The sequence below is a fragment of the Phytohabitans aurantiacus genome (genome assembly GCF_027923225.1).
Lineage (GTDB): Bacteria > Actinomycetota > Actinomycetes > Mycobacteriales > Micromonosporaceae > Phytohabitans > Phytohabitans aurantiacus.
This window is the reverse complement of record NZ_BSDI01000069.1, coordinates 60,652-77,032: the sequence shown is the minus strand read 5'-3', so window position 1 is coordinate 77,032 and position 16,381 is coordinate 60,652. Positions and strand designations below refer to the sequence as shown.

16 protein-coding genes are annotated in these 16,381 nt (G+C 69.4%); 5 read left to right on the top strand and 11 right to left on the bottom strand.

The genetic code is table 11. The features are described from left to right. Positions 1–585: 585 nt before the first annotated feature. The 8 genes from QMG73_RS40320 to QMG73_RS40285 form a co-directional block, all read right to left on the bottom strand. Entirely contained in the window at positions 586–1,335 is a 750-nt protein-coding gene (locus QMG73_RS40320) for a DUF1775 domain-containing protein (protein ID WP_281904544.1), read from the bottom strand. A 90-nt stretch (positions 1,336–1,425) separates the two neighbouring features. Next, positions 1,426–2,304, bottom strand: coding sequence for a Pecanex-like protein 1 (locus QMG73_RS40315; RefSeq protein ID WP_281904543.1), 879 nt, complete (start codon positions 2,302–2,304; stop codon positions 1,426–1,428). Between the two features lie 354 nt (positions 2,305–2,658). Next, complete coding sequence (locus tag QMG73_RS40310; protein WP_281904542.1) at positions 2,659–3,558, bottom strand: DNA-3-methyladenine glycosylase family protein; 900 nt, start codon at positions 3,556–3,558, stop codon at positions 2,659–2,661. Positions 3,559–3,880: 322 nt separating this feature from the next. Next, positions 3,881–4,618 carry a DUF4142 domain-containing protein gene (locus QMG73_RS40305; RefSeq protein WP_281904540.1) on the bottom strand — a complete coding sequence of 246 codons (738 nt, stop codon included), beginning with the start codon at positions 4,616–4,618 and terminating at the stop codon, positions 3,881–3,883. A 265-nt stretch (positions 4,619–4,883) separates the two neighbouring features. Continuing rightward, positions 4,884–5,534 (bottom strand): hypothetical protein, encoded by a 651-nt coding sequence (locus QMG73_RS40300; RefSeq protein ID WP_309299582.1) that lies wholly within the window; start codon positions 5,532–5,534, stop codon positions 4,884–4,886. Between the two features lie 197 nt (positions 5,535–5,731). Next, positions 5,732–6,535, bottom strand: coding sequence for a zf-HC2 domain-containing protein (locus tag QMG73_RS40295; RefSeq protein ID WP_281904536.1), 804 nt, complete (start codon positions 6,533–6,535; stop codon positions 5,732–5,734). Next, positions 6,532–7,221: a sigma-70 family RNA polymerase sigma factor gene (locus QMG73_RS40290; RefSeq protein ID WP_281904535.1), complete on the bottom strand. Its 690-nt coding sequence runs from the start codon at positions 7,219–7,221 to the stop codon at positions 6,532–6,534. The genes QMG73_RS40295 and QMG73_RS40290 overlap by 4 nt, the downstream gene beginning before the upstream one ends. A gap of 121 nt (positions 7,222–7,342) precedes the next feature. Continuing rightward, positions 7,343–8,203 carry a spermidine synthase gene (locus QMG73_RS40285; protein ID WP_281904532.1) on the bottom strand — a complete coding sequence of 287 codons (861 nt, stop codon included), beginning with the start codon at positions 8,201–8,203 and terminating at the stop codon, positions 7,343–7,345. A gap of 39 nt (positions 8,204–8,242) precedes the next feature. Here QMG73_RS40285 and QMG73_RS40280 point away from each other — a divergent pair, with 39 nt between their 5' ends. Then, positions 8,243–9,325, top strand: coding sequence for an ATP-dependent DNA ligase (locus QMG73_RS40280; RefSeq protein ID WP_281904529.1), 1,083 nt, complete (start codon positions 8,243–8,245; stop codon positions 9,323–9,325). 4 nt (positions 9,326–9,329) lie between these two features. Beyond that, on the top strand, positions 9,330–10,889 hold the full coding sequence (locus QMG73_RS40275; RefSeq protein ID WP_407676921.1) for an alpha/beta hydrolase: 1,560 nt from the start codon (positions 9,330–9,332) through the stop codon (positions 10,887–10,889). Here QMG73_RS40275 and QMG73_RS40270 read toward each other — a convergent pair. The 3 genes from QMG73_RS40270 to QMG73_RS40260 are packed head-to-tail and all read right to left on the bottom strand — an operon-like array spanning position 10,852 to position 12,807. Then, on the bottom strand, positions 10,852–11,277 hold the full coding sequence (locus QMG73_RS40270) for a potassium channel family protein (RefSeq protein WP_281904524.1): 426 nt from the start codon (positions 11,275–11,277) through the stop codon (positions 10,852–10,854). The genes QMG73_RS40275 and QMG73_RS40270 overlap by 38 nt on opposite strands. 51 nt (positions 11,278–11,328) lie before the next feature. Next, complete coding sequence (ligD, locus tag QMG73_RS40265; RefSeq protein ID WP_281904522.1) at positions 11,329–12,351, bottom strand: non-homologous end-joining DNA ligase; 1,023 nt, start codon at positions 12,349–12,351, stop codon at positions 11,329–11,331. A gap of 9 nt (positions 12,352–12,360) precedes the next feature. Further along, the gene (locus QMG73_RS40260) at positions 12,361–12,807 is read right to left on the bottom strand and encodes a hypothetical protein (RefSeq protein WP_281904520.1); all 447 of its coding nucleotides are present in this window, start codon (positions 12,805–12,807) and stop codon (positions 12,361–12,363) included. A gap of 63 nt (positions 12,808–12,870) precedes the next feature. On the opposite strand from QMG73_RS40260, the gene msrB reads away from it, so the two are divergent. The 3 genes from msrB (at position 12,871) to QMG73_RS40245 (ending at position 16,299) form a co-directional block, all read left to right on the top strand. Beyond that, positions 12,871–13,263: a peptide-methionine (R)-S-oxide reductase MsrB gene (gene msrB / locus QMG73_RS40255; RefSeq protein ID WP_281904519.1), complete on the top strand. Its 393-nt coding sequence runs from the start codon at positions 12,871–12,873 to the stop codon at positions 13,261–13,263. Positions 13,264–13,329: 66 nt separating this feature from the next. After that, positions 13,330–15,009, top strand: a complete 1,680-nt coding sequence (locus tag QMG73_RS40250; RefSeq protein ID WP_281904517.1) for a right-handed parallel beta-helix repeat-containing protein — start codon at positions 13,330–13,332, stop codon at positions 15,007–15,009. An 18-nt stretch (positions 15,010–15,027) separates the two neighbouring features. Beyond that, positions 15,028–16,299 (top strand): type VII secretion protein EccE, encoded by a 1,272-nt coding sequence (locus QMG73_RS40245; RefSeq protein ID WP_281904515.1) that lies wholly within the window; start codon positions 15,028–15,030, stop codon positions 16,297–16,299. The last annotated feature ends 82 nt before the right edge of the window (positions 16,300–16,381 follow it).

Sequence of the window (16,381 nt, the reverse complement as noted above, 5' to 3'; positions counted from 1 at the left end):
TCGCCCTCACCCGCCTACACCTCGGCGGCTACCAAACCCCACTACCCGGCCGCAACTCTCCCACCTGACCCACACATCAGACAGGAGAGCCGAACGCACGCGGTTGGATCTCTTTCCGCGCGCGTTCGCCCTTGATCGATGGACATCTCCTTGATCGACGTCGTTGAGTGAGGCATTGCGCACCCTGTCAAAGCCCCGCGCGCTCCAAACCCTCACAACTCGCCACCGCGACGGTAGAGCTCCAAGATCTGGCGTGGTTTTCTGTACGGCCCAGGAGCGGGTGTGGCAGACGACGCGGTCGGGCTGTGAACATCTGTTGCTGCTGGAGCAGCAACAGATGTTCACAGCCCGAGAGGTCCGCTGCGCGGATCGGGACAATCTGGTCGGTGGGCGGCGCCGAGCGGCGCCGGGCTGCCCGCAGGGGTCGGGGCTTGACGCGGTGCCAGACCACCTTGCCCACCGCCGTCGGCAAGGGCGCCACGCGCGGGCAAGGGCGCCACGCGCGGGCAAGGGCGCCACGCGCGGGCAAGGGCGCCACGCGCGGGCAAAAAGGCAGCGTAGGGACAGGCCGCTGCGCAGCGGCGGCTAGAGGACGGCGCCGGCCTTTGGCTTGGCGGCCTTTGACTTTGTCGTCGGCGACGGGGGTGATGGGTCGGCGGAGGTGCGGCGGCGGAAGGCTAGCCAGCAGCCTGCCGCGCCCAGGCCCAGACCCGCGAGCAGGCCGGCGGTCAGGATGCCGTACGAGCTGCCCGTGTCCTGAGTGGACGAAGCGGGCACGGCTGCCACGGTGTCCTCGGTGGCGGGAGCCGCGCCGCCATGGTGCCCGCCCTCAACCGCCTCGCCGATCAGCTTGATGACGGTACCGGGGTGGTTGACGACCTTGCCGTCAGAGTATGTCTGCACCACCTGGAACACGACCTGATCGCCCTGAACCGGCATCGGCCCCATCGATACCAGCAGTGTGATCGGCTTTCCGGGGGTGCCGGCGACGCGGATCCAGGTGACGCGGTCGGTGACCTCGTTCAACGGTCCACCGTGGAGTCCCGCCACCGGGGTCTCGATCCGCCGGGTGGTGATCTGGGGCGCCCAGTCATCGTTCGACATCGGGTACACCTCACCGATCACGCTGTCTCGCGGCGTCACCAGATCCACCTTGGTGGTGTGCACACCGGGACGGTCCTCGGGAATCTGGAACGTCATTTTGACGCCACCACCGCGTACCACCTCGGTCGGTGTGGTGGTGACGTCGGCCGCGGCGGGCGACGCGAAGGCGAGTGCGCCGAACACGGCGGCACCGATCGCGACTACCGCGAGGCGCCGGTTGCGAACCACCATGGAGAGCTCCTTCGGGGGTCTTCTAACCGCACCAGGGAGCACGGGCTGACCGGCCCGTGCTCCCTGTGCGTCTTGCCAATGCCACTGTCGTTATCGGACGTTGACCCGAACCGAGTCGAACGCCGGGATCTGGTTGGCCCGCTGCATCATCGGCGGACGGTGCGAACCGTCACCAGCCCACGCCGCGCACTGGAAAGTACCGCGCTGCGGCAGACCCGGCACCCGGATCTCGATGACATCCGGCCGGTCCGAACCACCATTGTCCTCAGTGGCCACGAAGAACGCCGGCGCCGGCTCCGGATCCGGAGCGACCTGCGTGCTGTTCAGGATCCGGCAACCGGTGTGGAAGTGACCACGCACCAGATCCTGATCGTTCAGCTCCGAACGCAGCGCGTAGTAACCACCCTGACCAGCCGGCAGGAAGCTGTCCCGGATCAGGTTCCGCGTCGACACCCGGATCGTGAACGGCTGGTTCACCCGCACACTGTTCGGCGCTGACGTGATCAGCAGCGTCGGGTTGTCCCCGGCGTTGGCGACCTCACCCATCTCGGTCACCACACACCGCTGACCGTTCTGGAAACCGTCGTGGATCTGCAGGTTGCTGCCCTCGGCGCAGGTGTTCGGCTCCTTGTTCAGCGGCGGCGGCGCGGTCGTCGGCGCCTGCGTGGAGGGCTGGTTGGGAGCCTGCGTGCCGTTGTTGTTGCTGGGCGGTGTCGTCGGTGCGCCGGTACCCGTACACGCCTGGCCGTCGCCCCAGTAGTTGCGGACCGTCCGTCCGTTCTGGCGAGTCTGCGTGACGTTCTGCTGGCCCTCCGGCGCCGTGCCGTTTGGAGCCGGACGGCAAGCGGCGGCCGGTGCGCGCCCCCGGTTGCGTTCGCGCGCGGACGAGACCTGAGTCACGGTGATGATGCCGCCGAACACCACGAGCGTTGCGAGCACACCGATGATGCGCTTGGTCCTACTGCTCATGGTCGAGCTGCGCCGTTGTGCCGACCTTTGCATGTGGGGATACCTTCTCCTTCTCATCGAGGGCGGCGCGGTGGGCAGGCGTCGTCCAGTTGAGGTTTTGCCTCTCTGCTACACGATGTCCGGAACGGGTGCCGACATACGCCCACGATTGACATTCGCGACGAGTTCGCACCACGTTTTTCCGCGATCCCAACCTAAAAGCGCAGCTCGATAGGTGTCAAGCCGAGAAGAAGGAATTAAGCTTTCCGCACTTTCCTTAACAGAAATTTATGCCGAAGCGTTCAACGCTGTGGCATCCCCCGTTCGGATGATGCCGGGGGTTCAGCGCCGGACAAGATTTTTTAACTTCGCAGGTCAGAAGCGTGCGAACGATCGGATGGGCATCCGCGGCCCGAACCGTGGTGCTGCAATTCCCGCTCTTTCCAGCAGCACACAAACGCGTCCTCGGTGCCCCGGGAATGGCTCCAACAATGCGAGCATCCTGGCATCGTCGCCACGCGGTTCACCGGCCAATGCCCAGGCCACGGTGTTGGGAATGTGGTAGTCGCCGATCGATACCGCATCGGCGTCGCCGAACACGACGCGTACGACCTCGGCCGCTGTCCACGGACCGATGCCGGCGATTGCGGTGAGTCGCGTGGTGGCCTCCGCACTGTCTGTGCATTTTTCCAATCGCGCGGCGGCCGCTGCCGCCCGTCGCACCGTGTCGGCGCGCCGCTGCTCCACCCCGAAGGGGTGGAAGACCCAGTACGGTGCCGCGGCGACCACCTCCGGGTCGGGCGGCAGCCACAACCGCTCCACCGGCCCGGGTGCCGGCTCGCTGAAGTGGCGCACCGCCTTCGCGTATCCGCGGTATGCCTCCTTGCCGGTGACCTTCTGCTCGAGGATGGCGCGCAGCAGGCGGGGAAAGACCTGGCCGGTCGCCGGCAGCCGGAGGCCGGCGTGCGTACGCGCCAAGCGTGCGACCAGCGGATGCGCGGCGGCGAGGTGCGCGAAGCCGCTGACGTCGTCGCGCAGGCCGGCCAGGGCGTCGGCCCGATCGAGCAGCCATTCCGCGCCCGGGCCGTATCCGGTCGCGCTGATCCGGGTGCCGTCGCGGCTCAGCGAGAGCGTGCCTGGCCCGTCTGGTGTGCGGCTCGCGTACCAGAACGCTCCACCCACGAAGCGGGCGCACGGGTCGTGCTGGCCCATTGGCAGCAGCCCGACCGACCCTGCCAGGTGGTAACCGTCCGGCGGCGTCAGCACCCTATGCACGACCAAACTCTGCCATGGCGGCGAGGTGACTGGTAGGCTTCCCGAACCCCGTCAAGGGGTGTGCAGAGACGCGAGCACCGGGACACGGACGGGGTGTCCCGGTGCCGCTCTCTCCAGAGCGCTCATGTCAGACCCGGCTGGTCAGTGACCTCTCCCTTCGCCTGGTGTTGGTCTCCGGGTCCTTTTTGTGGTGCGCCAGTTGGGGGACTAGCGCCGCGCCCTCGGCTGGTGCGCGTCCCGCGCCGTCCATCGTGGGCTCTCCGACACGATGGGGAGCGGGGCGCCCGGGCGGGCAGTGCGACACGAGCGCTCCGGAAAGTCTTTACCGTGGGCGGAACAACTTGAAGGTCGTCACGCCACCGGCCACCAAGGCGACCAGCAGCACCACCCAGATCACCGTGGGGCTCACGCCAGTTCCGTTGGCGGAGCCGGTGGCGATCGCGTTGCTGAGGAAGCCGCTGCCCTGGCTGGGGGAAGCCTTCGGGTCGGGCGGCAGAGGCAGGTCTGAGTACTTCACCAGGCCCGTGCTCTCCAGCAGGGTCAGGTGGTTGAGCACGAACCTGTTGGTGTCCTGCGCGAGCTGGCGCACGACGTCGTTGCGGGTACCCGAGCGCACGCCGGCGATGACCGGGAAGATCTTGCCGTGCGCGGCACGCAACCGGTCGACGAAGACCTGGTCGAAATCGGTGCCGGCCTTGGCCTCTTCCATCTCCGCCAGCCACTTCTGCTGGTCGGCGTTCGGCTCGTTGGGCAGTTGGAAGTTGAGCTTGTTGGCCGCCGCGACCGCGAGCCTGTCGAGCTCGGCGTGCTGCTTGGCGATCTCGGCGCCGACCTCACGTACCCGTACCCGGCCGCCCTTCTCCACCGCCATGTTGCCCGCGGGCATCTCCCACAGCCCCGCCAGCCGCACCGCCGAGAGAAGGTTCTTGTCGGCCGCGGTGAGCACCGTGTTGGGCGCCGCCTGTGCCGCTACCGGCATCGCCAGGACGCCGATGGCCAGCCCGGTCAGGACGGCCGCTGCCCGACGCGTCGCAGGTGCCGCGAGTCGTCCCCTGAACATCTTCTGAAACCTCCCGGGAACCGGACCTTGAACAAGCGATCAATGAAGCTGGAGAAACCGTAAAACGGCGCTCCAAGAACCGTCAATCTCGCCTGCGAAAAATAGGGAACTCTTAGGTGACATTTAAAGGGAACTTATGGCGCTCCACTTCAACGGTGGAGCATCATCCGTTCGGCTGATGCCTGCGGTTTAAAAGAGAGAGAGAAACGCGGTGCCCGGCCCGCCACAATGGCTACGACCGGTCACCGCGTCATTTCTCTACGCCTTAGTAGCTGTAGCCGCTCTCGGAGTCTTCGCCGCCGTCCTTCGAGTCGTCGTCGGCGGGCGGCTCGACCGCCTTCGGCGTGACGCTCGGCAGGCAGGTGAGGTTGCGCTTGCCGTCCGGAGCCACCACGAACCACGTGCCACCAACGCCCTGGCCCTTCCACTGACCAGGCTTGGTGTCGCCGATGTACCGGTACAGCGCCCAGTCGCCCAGGGTCAGCTGCTTGGTGCCGTCGGGCCGGGTGATGACGCCGAGCTTCTCGTCATCGATGCCCACCAGGTCCGGCTTGCCGTCCTCGGTGAAGGCCGGCGGCCACACCTTCGCGCACTTGTCGACACAGTTGCTGGCTGCCGGGTCGACCGTGTCCTTGTCGAAGCGGTACAGCGTGAAGCCGTCCTGGTCGACGACCACCGTGCCCATCCGAGGGAGCTTCTTGGCGGTGAGCTTCGTGGTGAGGTCTTCGGCGGCGACCTCCTTGGTCGGCTCTTCGGCCGTGTCCTCGGCACCTTCCGAAGCGTCGGGCGTCGGAGTCGCCTCGCCCGCGGCGGCTGCCTGGTTGGCCACCTCAACCTGGTCGCCATTGTTCTGGTCGTAGCCAGTCGGGGCACAACCAGCCAGGGCCAGTGCGGCGGCACCTGCCAGAGCGCTCACGACGAGAGCGGTCCGCTTTCCCGTTATCACTTGCCCTCCCAGTTACTTTCGTCCACTTGGGCCTTCTGACATGAAGTACGTGGGCCCGGCCGAAATAGTTGAGTCAGCGGTCCTGATTGACGGTGGACAATTTCACAGCCAACCCCTGAACCAGATCGCCCGGCCGTGCGTGTGCAGGTATGGGCGCGGTCTACGCGCTAGAGCGCCACCGTCACGAGCGGCTCCGCGACCCCGTCCGTAACGGACTGGATCTGGATGCGGTCGATGTCGTTTCGCTGCGTGGCCGTCGTGGTCGACAGCAACAGCGGCTCCGGCTCTTCCTTGGTGCCGTAGCCGGACGGGGGCACGGTCCAGGTGTTGAGGACCTCGCTCGTGCCGCTCTCCCGGAACACCACGAGCCGGCAGGTGCGCGGACCCTTGAGGTTGGTCAGCTGGAACGAGATGTTGGTGCCCCAGATCTTCGTCTCCAGCAGCAACTCGGCCTCGACGCCGGTCTCGCGGTCGCTCGCGCTGACCTTCTCGCCGTCTTCGCTCACGCCGCCGGTCTGACCGTTGGGACCACCGATGCCGGGCCCACCCGTACCGTTCGGGTTGGGCGTGACGGGACCGTTGGACGGGTCACCCTGCGCGGAGACGTTCGGCGAGCCGTTGCCGCCGCCGAAGAACTGGCCGCCGGCGTACAGGGACACGCCACTGGCGGTCGCGAGCACGGCGACGGACGCCGCGGCGGCGAGGATCTGCCGGGTGCGGGCGCGCTTGCGGTGTGCGCCGACCTCGACGATCATCCGGTCCAGGACCCGCCCGTCGGAGCGGGACTGCTCGGCGGTCGCCAGGTTTTCGCCGTCTACTTCGGACAGCAGGTTGACGACGGGCAGCATGGACTCGAGCTCACCGGCGCAGGCCCAACAGCCGGCCAGGTGCTCCTCGAACTTCTCAGCCTCGCGCTCGTCGAGCACGCCAAGTGCGTACGCGGCCACGTCCCAGTGTGCTGCCCGGCTCATCCGGTCACACCCCGTTGCTGTAGCGCGCTCCGCAATGCACGAAGCGCATAGTAGACCCGTGACTTGGCAGTGCCCAACGGCAGGCCCAGGGCTTCCGCCGCTTCAGGCACAGTCTTCCCCCGAAAGTACGTCTCTAGGATGATCTCGCGGTGCGGCTGGCTGAGCGTGCGCAGCGCGTCCGTCACCGTCATGAGGCGCAGCACCCGCTCGGTCTCGTCGGGCTCGGAGAACGCCTCCAGGTCCCGCCCGTACGTCTCCGGGGGCCGCGCGTTTTCGCTGCGGTGGTCGTCGATCGCGATCCGCCGGGCCACCGTCACCAGCCACGGCCGCAGGGAAGCCTGTCCCTGTGCGCCGAGCCGGTGGGCGTTGCGCCACGCGCGCAGGAGCGTCTCCTGCACGATGTCTTCGGCCCGCTGGCGGTCACCGCCGGTGAGGCGGAGCACGAACATCAGGAGCGGTCCCGCGTGCTCCTCATACAACTCGCGAACCAGAGCGTCGTCGTGGTTCGCCGGAGAGGACCCGGCTTGGTGGCGCCCGGGGGCAGGGCGTGGCGTCACGCGCTCATCATGGCGCGCCGCCGACCCTCCGTCGATAGCCTGCCACCGATTGGCCGACCGTTGCGGAGGCACAGCGGACCTACTGTCCGTCGCTCGGCCACCACGCCACTCCGCGGCTATCGCGTACATACCCGGACCAGCGTGTCCAGCGGCGTCACCATCGAGACCTCCATCGCACGTCACAGGGTGTAGCCGGCCGGACCGTAGAGCCTCCGGCCATGCTCTGGTACGGCTGCGGACGCAGGAGGGATCAATGGGTAGAGCCAAAAGTTAAAGACGGTGGTGGGTTGGATGGTCGGGCGCTCGCGTCGTCGCGCACCGGGGCTCCGCTGGTGAACCGGCGCAGCTCCGCGTCGTGCAGCACCCGGCCAGGGAACCAGTCTCCGACCACCCGGCGGCTGAGCTGCGGAATCGGGAGATCGACACGGCTCGCGACGAGCACCAGATTGCCGTACCGCCGGCCGCTCAGCACCCCGCTGTCGGCGATCAAACACGTGCGCGGCAGAGCCGCGCGGACCGTCGCGGCCAAGCTCCGCGCATATGCCAGCGGCGGGCCGTCGGCCATGTTCACGAGGTACTGGCCAGCCGGAGCGAGGACCCGGGCCACCTCGTGCGCGAACTCCACCGAGCTCAGGTGCGCCGGGGTGCGGGCGCCGGCGAAGACGTCTCCGACGATCAGGTCGTAGGCGGCGTCGGGCAGTGACCGGAGAACCTCCCGCGCCTCGCCGACCCGTACCTTGAGCCGCGGGTCGCGGGCCCACGGCAGCTCCCGCCGGACGAGCTCCACCAGCGCACCGTCGACCTCCACGACCCGTTGCGTGGACCCCGGCCGGGTGGCGGACACGTATCGGGGCAGCGTCAGCGCGCCGCCGCCGAGGTGCAGCACGCGCAGCGGCTCACCGGGCGGGGCGGCCAGGTCGACGGCGATCGCGAACCGGCGCACGTATTCGAAGTCGAGGTAGGTGGGGTCGTCGAGGTCGACGTGCGACTGCGGCGCCTGGTCGAGCAGCAGCGTGTAGGCCCGCGGCCGGTCGACGTCGGGCCGAAGCTCGGCGACACCGGTGTCGACCTGCTCCGTTATCGGGTCTGCCCCCCGCCTGCTCCGCGCCACGGGAGAAGTATGTCGGACGCACGCTCTAGTGTTTGCCCTGTGGAGCTTCGGGTGAATCCGCCGGTCGAACCCATGCTGGCGAAGAGTATTCCGGACATTCCGGTCGGACCGGGCATGACGTACGAGCCGAAGTGGGACGGCTTCCGGTGCATCGTGTTCCGCGACGGCGACGAGGTCGAGCTGGCCAGCCGGGGCGGCAAGACGCTCACGCGCTACTTCCCCGAGGTGGTCGAGCAGGCAAAGGCGCAGTTGCCGCCGCGCTCGGCGATCGACGGCGAGCTCGTCATCATCCAGCGCACCGAGGGTGGCACGCCGCGCCTCGACTTCGACCTGCTCAGCCAGCGCATCCATCCGGCCGCCTCGCGGGTCAAGCTGCTCGCCGAGCAGATTCCCGCCTCGTTCGTGGCGTTCGACATCCTCGCCCTCGGCGACGAGTCCTATCTCGACACTCCGTACGCGGCTCGGCGTACCACATTGGAGAGCGCACTGAAAGACGTGGCCGCACCGGTGTATGTCACGCCGACCACATCGGACCCCGCCACCGCGCAGCGGTGGTTCCAGGTCTTCGAGGGCGCGGGGCTCGACGGGGTGATCGCCAAGCCGGCCGACATCGCCTACGAGCCCGGCAAGCGCCTGATGTTCAAGGTCAAGCACGCTCGCACGGCCGACGCGGTGGTGGCGGGCTTCCGGTGGCACAAGTCCGGGCCCGTGGTGGGTTCGCTGCTGCTCGGCCTGTACGACGAGACCGGCACGCTGCACCACGTGGGCGTCTCGGCGTCGTTCCCGATGGCGCGCCGCGCGGAGCTGCTGGAGGAGCTGGCGCCGTACCGCGACGTCGACGACCACCCGTGGGCGCACGGCGATCACGAGGGCACGCAGCGCATCCCGGGCGGTGTGAGCCGGTGGACCGGCGGCAAGAATCTCGCCTGGGAGCCGCTGCGGCCCGAGCTGGTCGTCGAGGTGGCATACAACGCGATGGAGGGCGAGCGGTTCCGGCAGACCGCCCAGTTCCTGCGCTGGCGGCCCGACCGCGAGCCGCGCTCCTGCACCTACGAACAGCTCGAGCGCCCGCTGCGCTTCGACGTCGACGAGGTTCTCGGCGGCCCAAACCGGAGCCGGTAGCCTAGTGCCGGTGTCTCGCACTCTGCGCGCCCTGGCAGTGCTTCTGGTGACCGGCCTGGTCGCCGGCTGCACGGTGCCGGTGTACGCGCCGAACACCGGCCGCAACGGCGGCGACACCGCCACCCCGTCACCCGCCGGATCGGGCGAGGCGGTGACCTGGCGTCCCTGCCCGGATGTGCCGGAAGACCTGGTCGGGCGGGGTGCGCCAAACATGCGATACGAGTGCGGCAGCATCGCCGTCCCGCAAGACTGGGCCTCGCCGGGCGGCACCGGCACGTTCGAGATCGCGCTGATCCGGGCCCGTTCCACCCGCCAGGACGACCGCATCGGCTCGCTGCTGGTCAACCCCGGCGGGCCGGGCGCGTCCGGCATCGACACCGCGGTCTACCTGTCGTTCGGCGAGACGTACGGCGGGCTGCCCGACGACATCCTGCGCCGGTTCGACATCGTCGGGTTCGACCCGCGCGGCGTCAACCGGTCGAGCCCCGTCGAGTGCATCTCCGACGACGACCTCGACGCCAGCTTCGGCGCCGACCCCGATCCCGACACGCAGGCCGAGTTCGACAGCCTGGTGGCGCTCAACCAGCGCATCGGGCAGGGCTGCGGCGCCAAGTACGGCGACAAGCTGGGCCTCTACGCCACCGAGCAGGCGGCCCGCGACATGGACGCGATCCGCACGGCGGTGGGCGACGACAAGCTCACCTACCTCGGTTACTCCTACGGCACGCTGCTCGGCGCCACGTACGCCCAACTGTTCCCCCAGAAGATCCGGGCGATGGTTCTCGACGGCGCGGTCGACCCGGGCCAGGACCTGCTGGCCGGCTCGGAGAGCCAGGCCAAGGGTTTCGAGCTCGCGTTCAGCAACTTCGCCACCTGGTGCGGGAGCAACGCCAGCAAGTGCCCCATCGCGCCCGACGCGCGGGCCGCGGTCATGACCGCCATCGACAAGGCGCGCACATCACCGGTCCGCGGCAACGGCGGGCGGGAGGCCACCTCCGGCTGGGTCCTGTACGCGGTGATCTCGTCGCTCTACACCGAGCAGGGCTGGGAAGAGCTGGGCAAGGCCATCGGCGATCTCGCCAAGGGTGACGCCGACGGGGTCTTCGAGCTGGCCGACTCGTACGCCGAGCGCGACAACAGCGGCCGTTACTCCAACCTCTTCGACGCCAACCTCGCCGTGAACTGCGCGGACGCGCCCGTCTCGCCCGAGGTGTCGCAGATCCGGGCGGCGCAGTCCCAGTGGCGGGCCAAGTACCCGCTGTTCGGGGCGCCGCTCGCCGTCGGCATGCTGCCGTGCGCGTTCTGGCCCGCCAAGCGCGACCCGTACCCGACCGGGGCCGCCACCGGCGCGCCGCCGATCGTGGTCGTGGGCACCACCGGCGACCCGGCCACCCCGTACGAGCAGACGGCGAAGCTGGCCTCGATGCTCGGCGTGGGCGTGGTGCTGACCTGGGAAGGCGAGGGCCACACGGCCTACCCGCAGACGCGGTGCATCAGCGACGCCGTCGACAAGTACCTGCTCGACCTCAATCCGCCCCCGGCCGGCCAGCGCTGCCCGCGCTGAGCCGCTCCACCAGTTCGCGCACCACCCGCAGGTTCTGCTTGATCTCCTCCTGCTCCTCGTGCCGGAAGACGTCCCGGTCGACGATGAGCTTGCTGGCGAAGTGCGCCGTGATCAGTGGGATGACCAGCAGCACCATGATTGAGATCAGCAGGCCGGCGAGCACCCGGCCGCCCGCCGTCGTGGGATAGGTGTCGCCGTACCCCACCGTGGAAGCGGTGACCACCGCCCACCACACCGAATCGCCCAGCCCCTTGTCCTCGAACGCGCTGTAGAGGGCTCCCCCGACGGCGAGCATCGCCAGATACGAACCGAAGAGCGCACGCGGCGAGTTCGCCACCCAGACCAGCCCGTGATAGACCGCGTGAAACGGCCACAGCAGCAGCTTCATGCCCTCTCATGCTGCCGCTGTGTGCGCCGCCCGCCTATCGGCCGCGCATCCTCACTTTTTGCGGTCGCGGTCCTTGGAGGGCTGCACGCGCTTGGGCTCGCCGGGCATCTTCGGATGGTCCGGCGGGTAGGGCATGTCGCCCAAACCGTCCCGTTCATCGCGCTCCGACCATTCCAGCAGCGGGCTGAGATCGAACGCCTCGTCGTCGATACCGGCGTGCGGGTCGCCCACCTTCGCGAAGCGCTCCGGCACGGTACGCAGGTCGAAGTCGTCCGGCTCGACGTCAGGCAGCTCGTCCCAGGTCAACGGGGTGGAGGCGGTCGCACGGCCGTTGGCGCGCAGCGAGTACGCGCAGGCGATCGTGCGGTCGCGGGCCATCTGGTTGAAGTCGACGAACACCCGCTCGCCGCGCTCCTCCTTCCACCACGAGGTGGTGACGAGGTCGGGCCGCCGCCGTTCCAGCTCACGGGCCAGCGCGATCACCGCTCGGCGTACCGCCACGAAGTCCCACTCGGGACGGATGCGCACGTACACGTGCACTCCCCGGCCGCCGGACGTCTTCGGATATCCGGTCATGCCCGCGTCGGCCAGCACCTCGCGCAGGGCGCCCGCCGCCTCCGCCGCGTGCCCGAAGTCGGTGCCAGGCTGCGGGTCGAGGTCGACGCGCAGCTCGTCGGGGTGATCCGGGTCGTCTCGCCGCACCGGCCACGGGTGGAACACCACCGCGCCCATCTGCGAAGCCCAGGCCACGTGTGCCAGGTCGGCGGGGCACAACTCGTCGGCGGGCCGCCCGCTCGGAAACGTGATCCGCGCCGACTCCAGCCACGGCGGCACGCCACGGGTCGGCAGCCGCTTCTGGTAGAACATCTCGCCCTCGATGCCCTCCGGGAAGCGCTGGAGCGTCGTCGGGCGCCCCCGCAGGGCCCGCATGATCCCGTCACCGACCGACAGGTAGTACTCGAACACGTCCCGCTTGGTGTAGCCGGCTCCCGGGAAGTACACCTTGTCGGGACTGCTCAGCCGCACCGCATGACCCGCGACCTCGACCTCGACGGCGCTCGCCTTAGGGCTCATTGCCCGACTCTAACCGTGGACGCTCCAGTCGCGGTGCGTCTCCCAGAGGTGGCAGAGCATGAATACGCGCCGCTCGAAGAGCGGGTCGCGCGCCAGGAGGGCGCCGTCGTACGGCGCCGTCAGCCGGCGGGTCTCCCCCGACTCCAGATAGATCGCGACCACCGTGCGGCGCCGGCGGCGCTCCGCGCGGATGCCGATGACATGCTTCCACGGCACAAGCCCGGCCCGTTCGAGACGGATGCCCGCGTCGTCGGCGTCGACGCTCCCGCGCCGGCCAGCGACGACGCCGCCCACCGCGGCGACCAGCGCTGGGACCACCACGATCACGATGCGGTACTGGGACGGCAGCGCGAACGACACCACCAGGCCCACGGCACCGGCGGCTGCGCCCAGGTACAGGCCGTGCCCGACCGCCTGCCACCAGGTCGGGCGGAAGCTGGCCAGCACCGCGCGCATGCCTGCTCAACGAGGGCCCGCGCAGCTGGTAATTGGTGCGCTGGCAGTCGGTAGCCTGGAAGCATGACGCTGCCGAGTACCGAGGAAGAGTGGCGGGTCCGCCTGTCCCCCGCCGAGTACCGGGTCCTTCGTCAGGCCGGCACCGAGGCACCGTGGACGGGCGAGTACGTCGACACCAAGACCGAGGGTGTGTATCGCTGCCGGGCCTGCGACGCGGAGCTGTTCTCCAGCGACACCAAGTTCGACTCGCACTGCGGCTGGCCGTCGTTCGACGAGGCCATCCCGGGCGCGATCCGATACGTGGAAGATCGCTCGCACGGCATGGTCCGTGTCGAGGTGCGCTGCGCCCGCTGCGACTCCCACCTCGGCCACCGCTTCGATGGCGAGCGATTCACGCCCAAGGATGCCCGCTACTGCATCAACTCCATCAGCCTCACCCTGAAGCCAGCCGCCTGACCGGCTTCGTTGTACGGGCGCCGGGTCGCTACGATCCTCGTGGGCCGACGGGGAGGTACGGACATCATGGCGCGCACACTGACCGTCTCAGCGGAGCGGGCGGGTGCCTACCCGACCATCCGTGACGCCCTCGAGATCGCCTCCGACGGCACCGTCATCTCCATCGAGCCGGGCACCTACGCGGAGAGCATCCGGCTCAGCGGGCGGCGGGTCAGCCTGGTCGCGGCCAAGGATCCCGGTTCGGTCACGATCGACGGCGGTGACGCCTATGCGCCGGCGGTCGCCTGCGAAGGCGGCGAGGTCACGCTGTCCGGCCTGGTGATCAAGGGCGCCGACTACCCGGCCGTCAACGCCACCGGCACCCGGCTCACCATCGAGAGGTGCGAGGCCAGCGCACGGTACGCGGCCGCGGTCAGCGTCACCGACGGCGCCACCCTGACCGCCACCGAGGTCAAGGTCACCGGTGGGCAGTACGGGATCATCGTCGAAGACGCGGGCGGCCTCATCGACAAGTGCGAGGTCCGCGACACGGCCGACGACGGGGTGATCGTGCGGCTCGGCGCCAACCCCACGATCCGTAACTCCACGATCGCCGGTTGCGGTTTCCGCGGGATCTACGTGTACCAGGCCGGGCGCCCCACGATCGAACGGTGCGACATCTCCGGTACCGGTGACGCGGGCATCTCCGTGGCACACCAGAGCGCGCCCACGATCGTCGACTCCTGGGTGCACGACACCCGGGGCTCCGGGATCACGTTCGGCCGCGGCTGCGGCGGCTCGGTCGAGGGCACCCGCGTCGAGAGCACCGCGACGCCCGGCATCTTCGTCGAAGAGGGCGCCAACCCGACGATCCGCGAGGCCGACGACGGTATCCACGCCCCCAAGGTCGGCGCCGGCGTGATCGAGGGCGGCAACCAGCAGGACGCCGCGAAGGTGGAGAAGCTCCTCGCCGAGCTCGACACGATGATCGGTCTGGCCGGCGTGAAGAGCGAGGTGCGCGCGCTCATCGACGAGATCCAGGTCAACGAGTGGCGGCGCAGCGCCGGGCTCGCCGTCGGCGCCGCCAGCAACCACCTGGTCTTCACGGGCGCGCCCGGCACCGGTAAGACGACCGTGGCCCGCCTCTACGGCCAGCTCCTGAAGGCGCTCGGCGTCCTGCCCGGTGGTGACTTCAAGGAAGTGTCGCGGCGCGACCTGGTCGGCCAGTACATCGGACACACCGCGGAGAAGACCACATCGGTCTTCGAGCAGGCGCTGGGCGGCGTGCTCTTCATCGACGAGGCGTACACGCTGTCCCGCTCGGCCGGCACCTCGGCCGACTTCGGACAGGAGGCCATCGACACCCTGGTCAAGCTCATGGAAGACCACCGCGACCAGGTGGCCGTCATCGTGGCCGGATACACCGGCGACATGGTCAACTTCCTCGACGCCAACGCCGGTCTGGCCTCCCGGTTCGCCAAGACGCTGGAGTTCGAGAACTACTCCCCCGACGAGCTCGTGCTCATCGTGCAGCGGATCGCCCGCAACGACGACTACCTGCTCGCGCCCGGCCTCGACGAGGCGCTGATGGAGTGGTTCGCACAGATCGAACGCGATCAGAACTTCGGTAACGCTCGCGAGGCGCGAAAGCTGCTCGAAGGCATGCGTAAGGCACAATCCGGACGTCTGCGGGCGCTCGGCCGGATGCCCAGCCGCGACGACCTGCGTACTCTCGTGCTCGACGACTTGTTGGCCGCGACGCGCTGATCGGGGGTTGTTCACCGCATGTCCGTGCCGCCACAGACCGTTTCGACGCCACCCGTCCGTGCCGTCGCGCGGGTGAGCGCCGAGTCCGCCGACTACACCGGTCCCGCGATACTGCTGCCCCGCCGGCGCCCGGGTCACCTCGGACCGGTCAACGTCACGCAGCTGCTGCTCGCCGAGGCGGTGCTCGTCGCTGTACTGGCAGCCGTCACCCAAAACGCGCTGCTGGCTATCGGCGTGGGTGTCGTCGGCGCGGTCCTGCTGCTCCTCGTGCTCGGTCGGGCGCGCGGGCGGTGGTGGCTCGAACGGCGGATGATGGCTCGGCGATACCGCCGGCGCCGGCAGGAGGCGGGCGCCCCGGCGTTCGGCGACGACGCGCGCCTCGCGGCCCTGCGCCGCCTCGCACCCAACCTCATCGTCGAAAACGTCTCGGTGGCAGACGGCTCGCACGTGGGTGTCGCCCGTGACGACGCCGGCTGGTACGCGGTCGCCGCCGTCACGCCCGCCATGGCCACCCGCGAGGACCCGGGCGGCATCCCGCTCGACACGCTGGCCGCCGCGCTCGCCGAAGCCGATCAGCCCGGTGCCGTGCTCCAGGTGGTCACGCAGACCGTGCCGGCGCCCAGCATCGACACGCACCCGTCCTCGGCCGCCGGCCAGTCGTACCGCCAGCTGCTCGCCCGCTTCGGCACCGTGCCCGTGCCGGCGGACCGCGAGACCTGGGTCGCCGTCCGCCTCGACGCCCGCTCGCTCGCCGAAGCCATCACCGACGACGGCGCCGACCTCGACCTGGCGCCCGCCGTGGTGGCCGCCATGGTCCGCCGGGTCGCCAAGTCGCTCCGCAAAGACGGCATCGCCCACCGCCTGCTCGACGCCGACGCGCTGCTCGGGACGCTGATGCGGTCGTGCGACCTCGCGCCGGCGACGCCACACACCGAAACCCAGCCTCCGCGCGAGGAATGGTCCGAGTGGCATTCGGCCGGGCTCGCCCATCGCTCGTTCTGGGTACGCGGATGGCCGCCCGTCGAGCAGGCCGCCTCGCTGCTCAACTGGCTCTCCACCGCGCCCGCCGCGATGACGAACGTCTCCCTGACCATGGCCGCCGACGACGACAGCCGCATGGTCGATCTGCGGGCCCTGGTACGGGTGTCGGCGCCCGCCGGCGACCTTGGCCCGATCTGCCAGTCCCTGACCCGGGGCGCCGAGCAGGCGCGCGCCGAACTGTTCCAGCTCGACGGAGAGCAGGGGCCGGCGGTGTACGCGTCCGCACCGACGGGAGGCGGCGCGCGATGACCGATTCTCGCGATCCTCGCGACTCACAGGGCGGCTCCCACCGCGACTCACAGGGGGGCTCTCACCGCGACGAGTCGCACCG

Excerpts from the sequence above, each read along its gene's own strand:
- QMG73_RS40320 (WP_281904544.1), bottom strand. The coding sequence starts at position 1,335 with ATGGTGGTTCGCAACCGGCGCCTCGCGGTAGTCGCGATCGGTGCCGCC.
- QMG73_RS40315 (WP_281904543.1), bottom strand. The coding sequence starts at position 2,304 with ATGAGCAGTAGGACCAAGCGCATCATCGGTGTGCTCGCAACGCTCGTG.
- QMG73_RS40305 (WP_281904540.1), bottom strand. The coding sequence starts at position 4,618 with ATGTTCAGGGGACGACTCGCGGCACCTGCGACGCGTCGGGCAGCGGCC.
- QMG73_RS40295 (WP_281904536.1), bottom strand. The coding sequence starts at position 6,535 with ATGAGCCGGGCAGCACACTGGGACGTGGCCGCGTACGCACTTGGCGTG.
- QMG73_RS40290 (WP_281904535.1), bottom strand. The coding sequence starts at position 7,221 with ATGTACGCGATAGCCGCGGAGTGGCGTGGTGGCCGAGCGACGGACAGT.
- QMG73_RS40270 (WP_281904524.1), bottom strand. The coding sequence starts at position 11,277 with ATGAAGCTGCTGCTGTGGCCGTTTCACGCGGTCTATCACGGGCTGGTC.
- ligD (WP_281904522.1), bottom strand. The coding sequence starts at position 12,351 with ATGAGCCCTAAGGCGAGCGCCGTCGAGGTCGAGGTCGCGGGTCATGCG.
- QMG73_RS40260 (WP_281904520.1), bottom strand. The coding sequence starts at position 12,807 with ATGCGCGCGGTGCTGGCCAGCTTCCGCCCGACCTGGTGGCAGGCGGTC.
- msrB (WP_281904519.1), top strand. The coding sequence starts at position 12,871 with ATGACGCTGCCGAGTACCGAGGAAGAGTGGCGGGTCCGCCTGTCCCCC.
- QMG73_RS40250 (WP_281904517.1), top strand. The coding sequence starts at position 13,330 with ATGGCGCGCACACTGACCGTCTCAGCGGAGCGGGCGGGTGCCTACCCG.
- QMG73_RS40245 (WP_281904515.1), top strand. The coding sequence starts at position 15,028 with ATGTCCGTGCCGCCACAGACCGTTTCGACGCCACCCGTCCGTGCCGTC.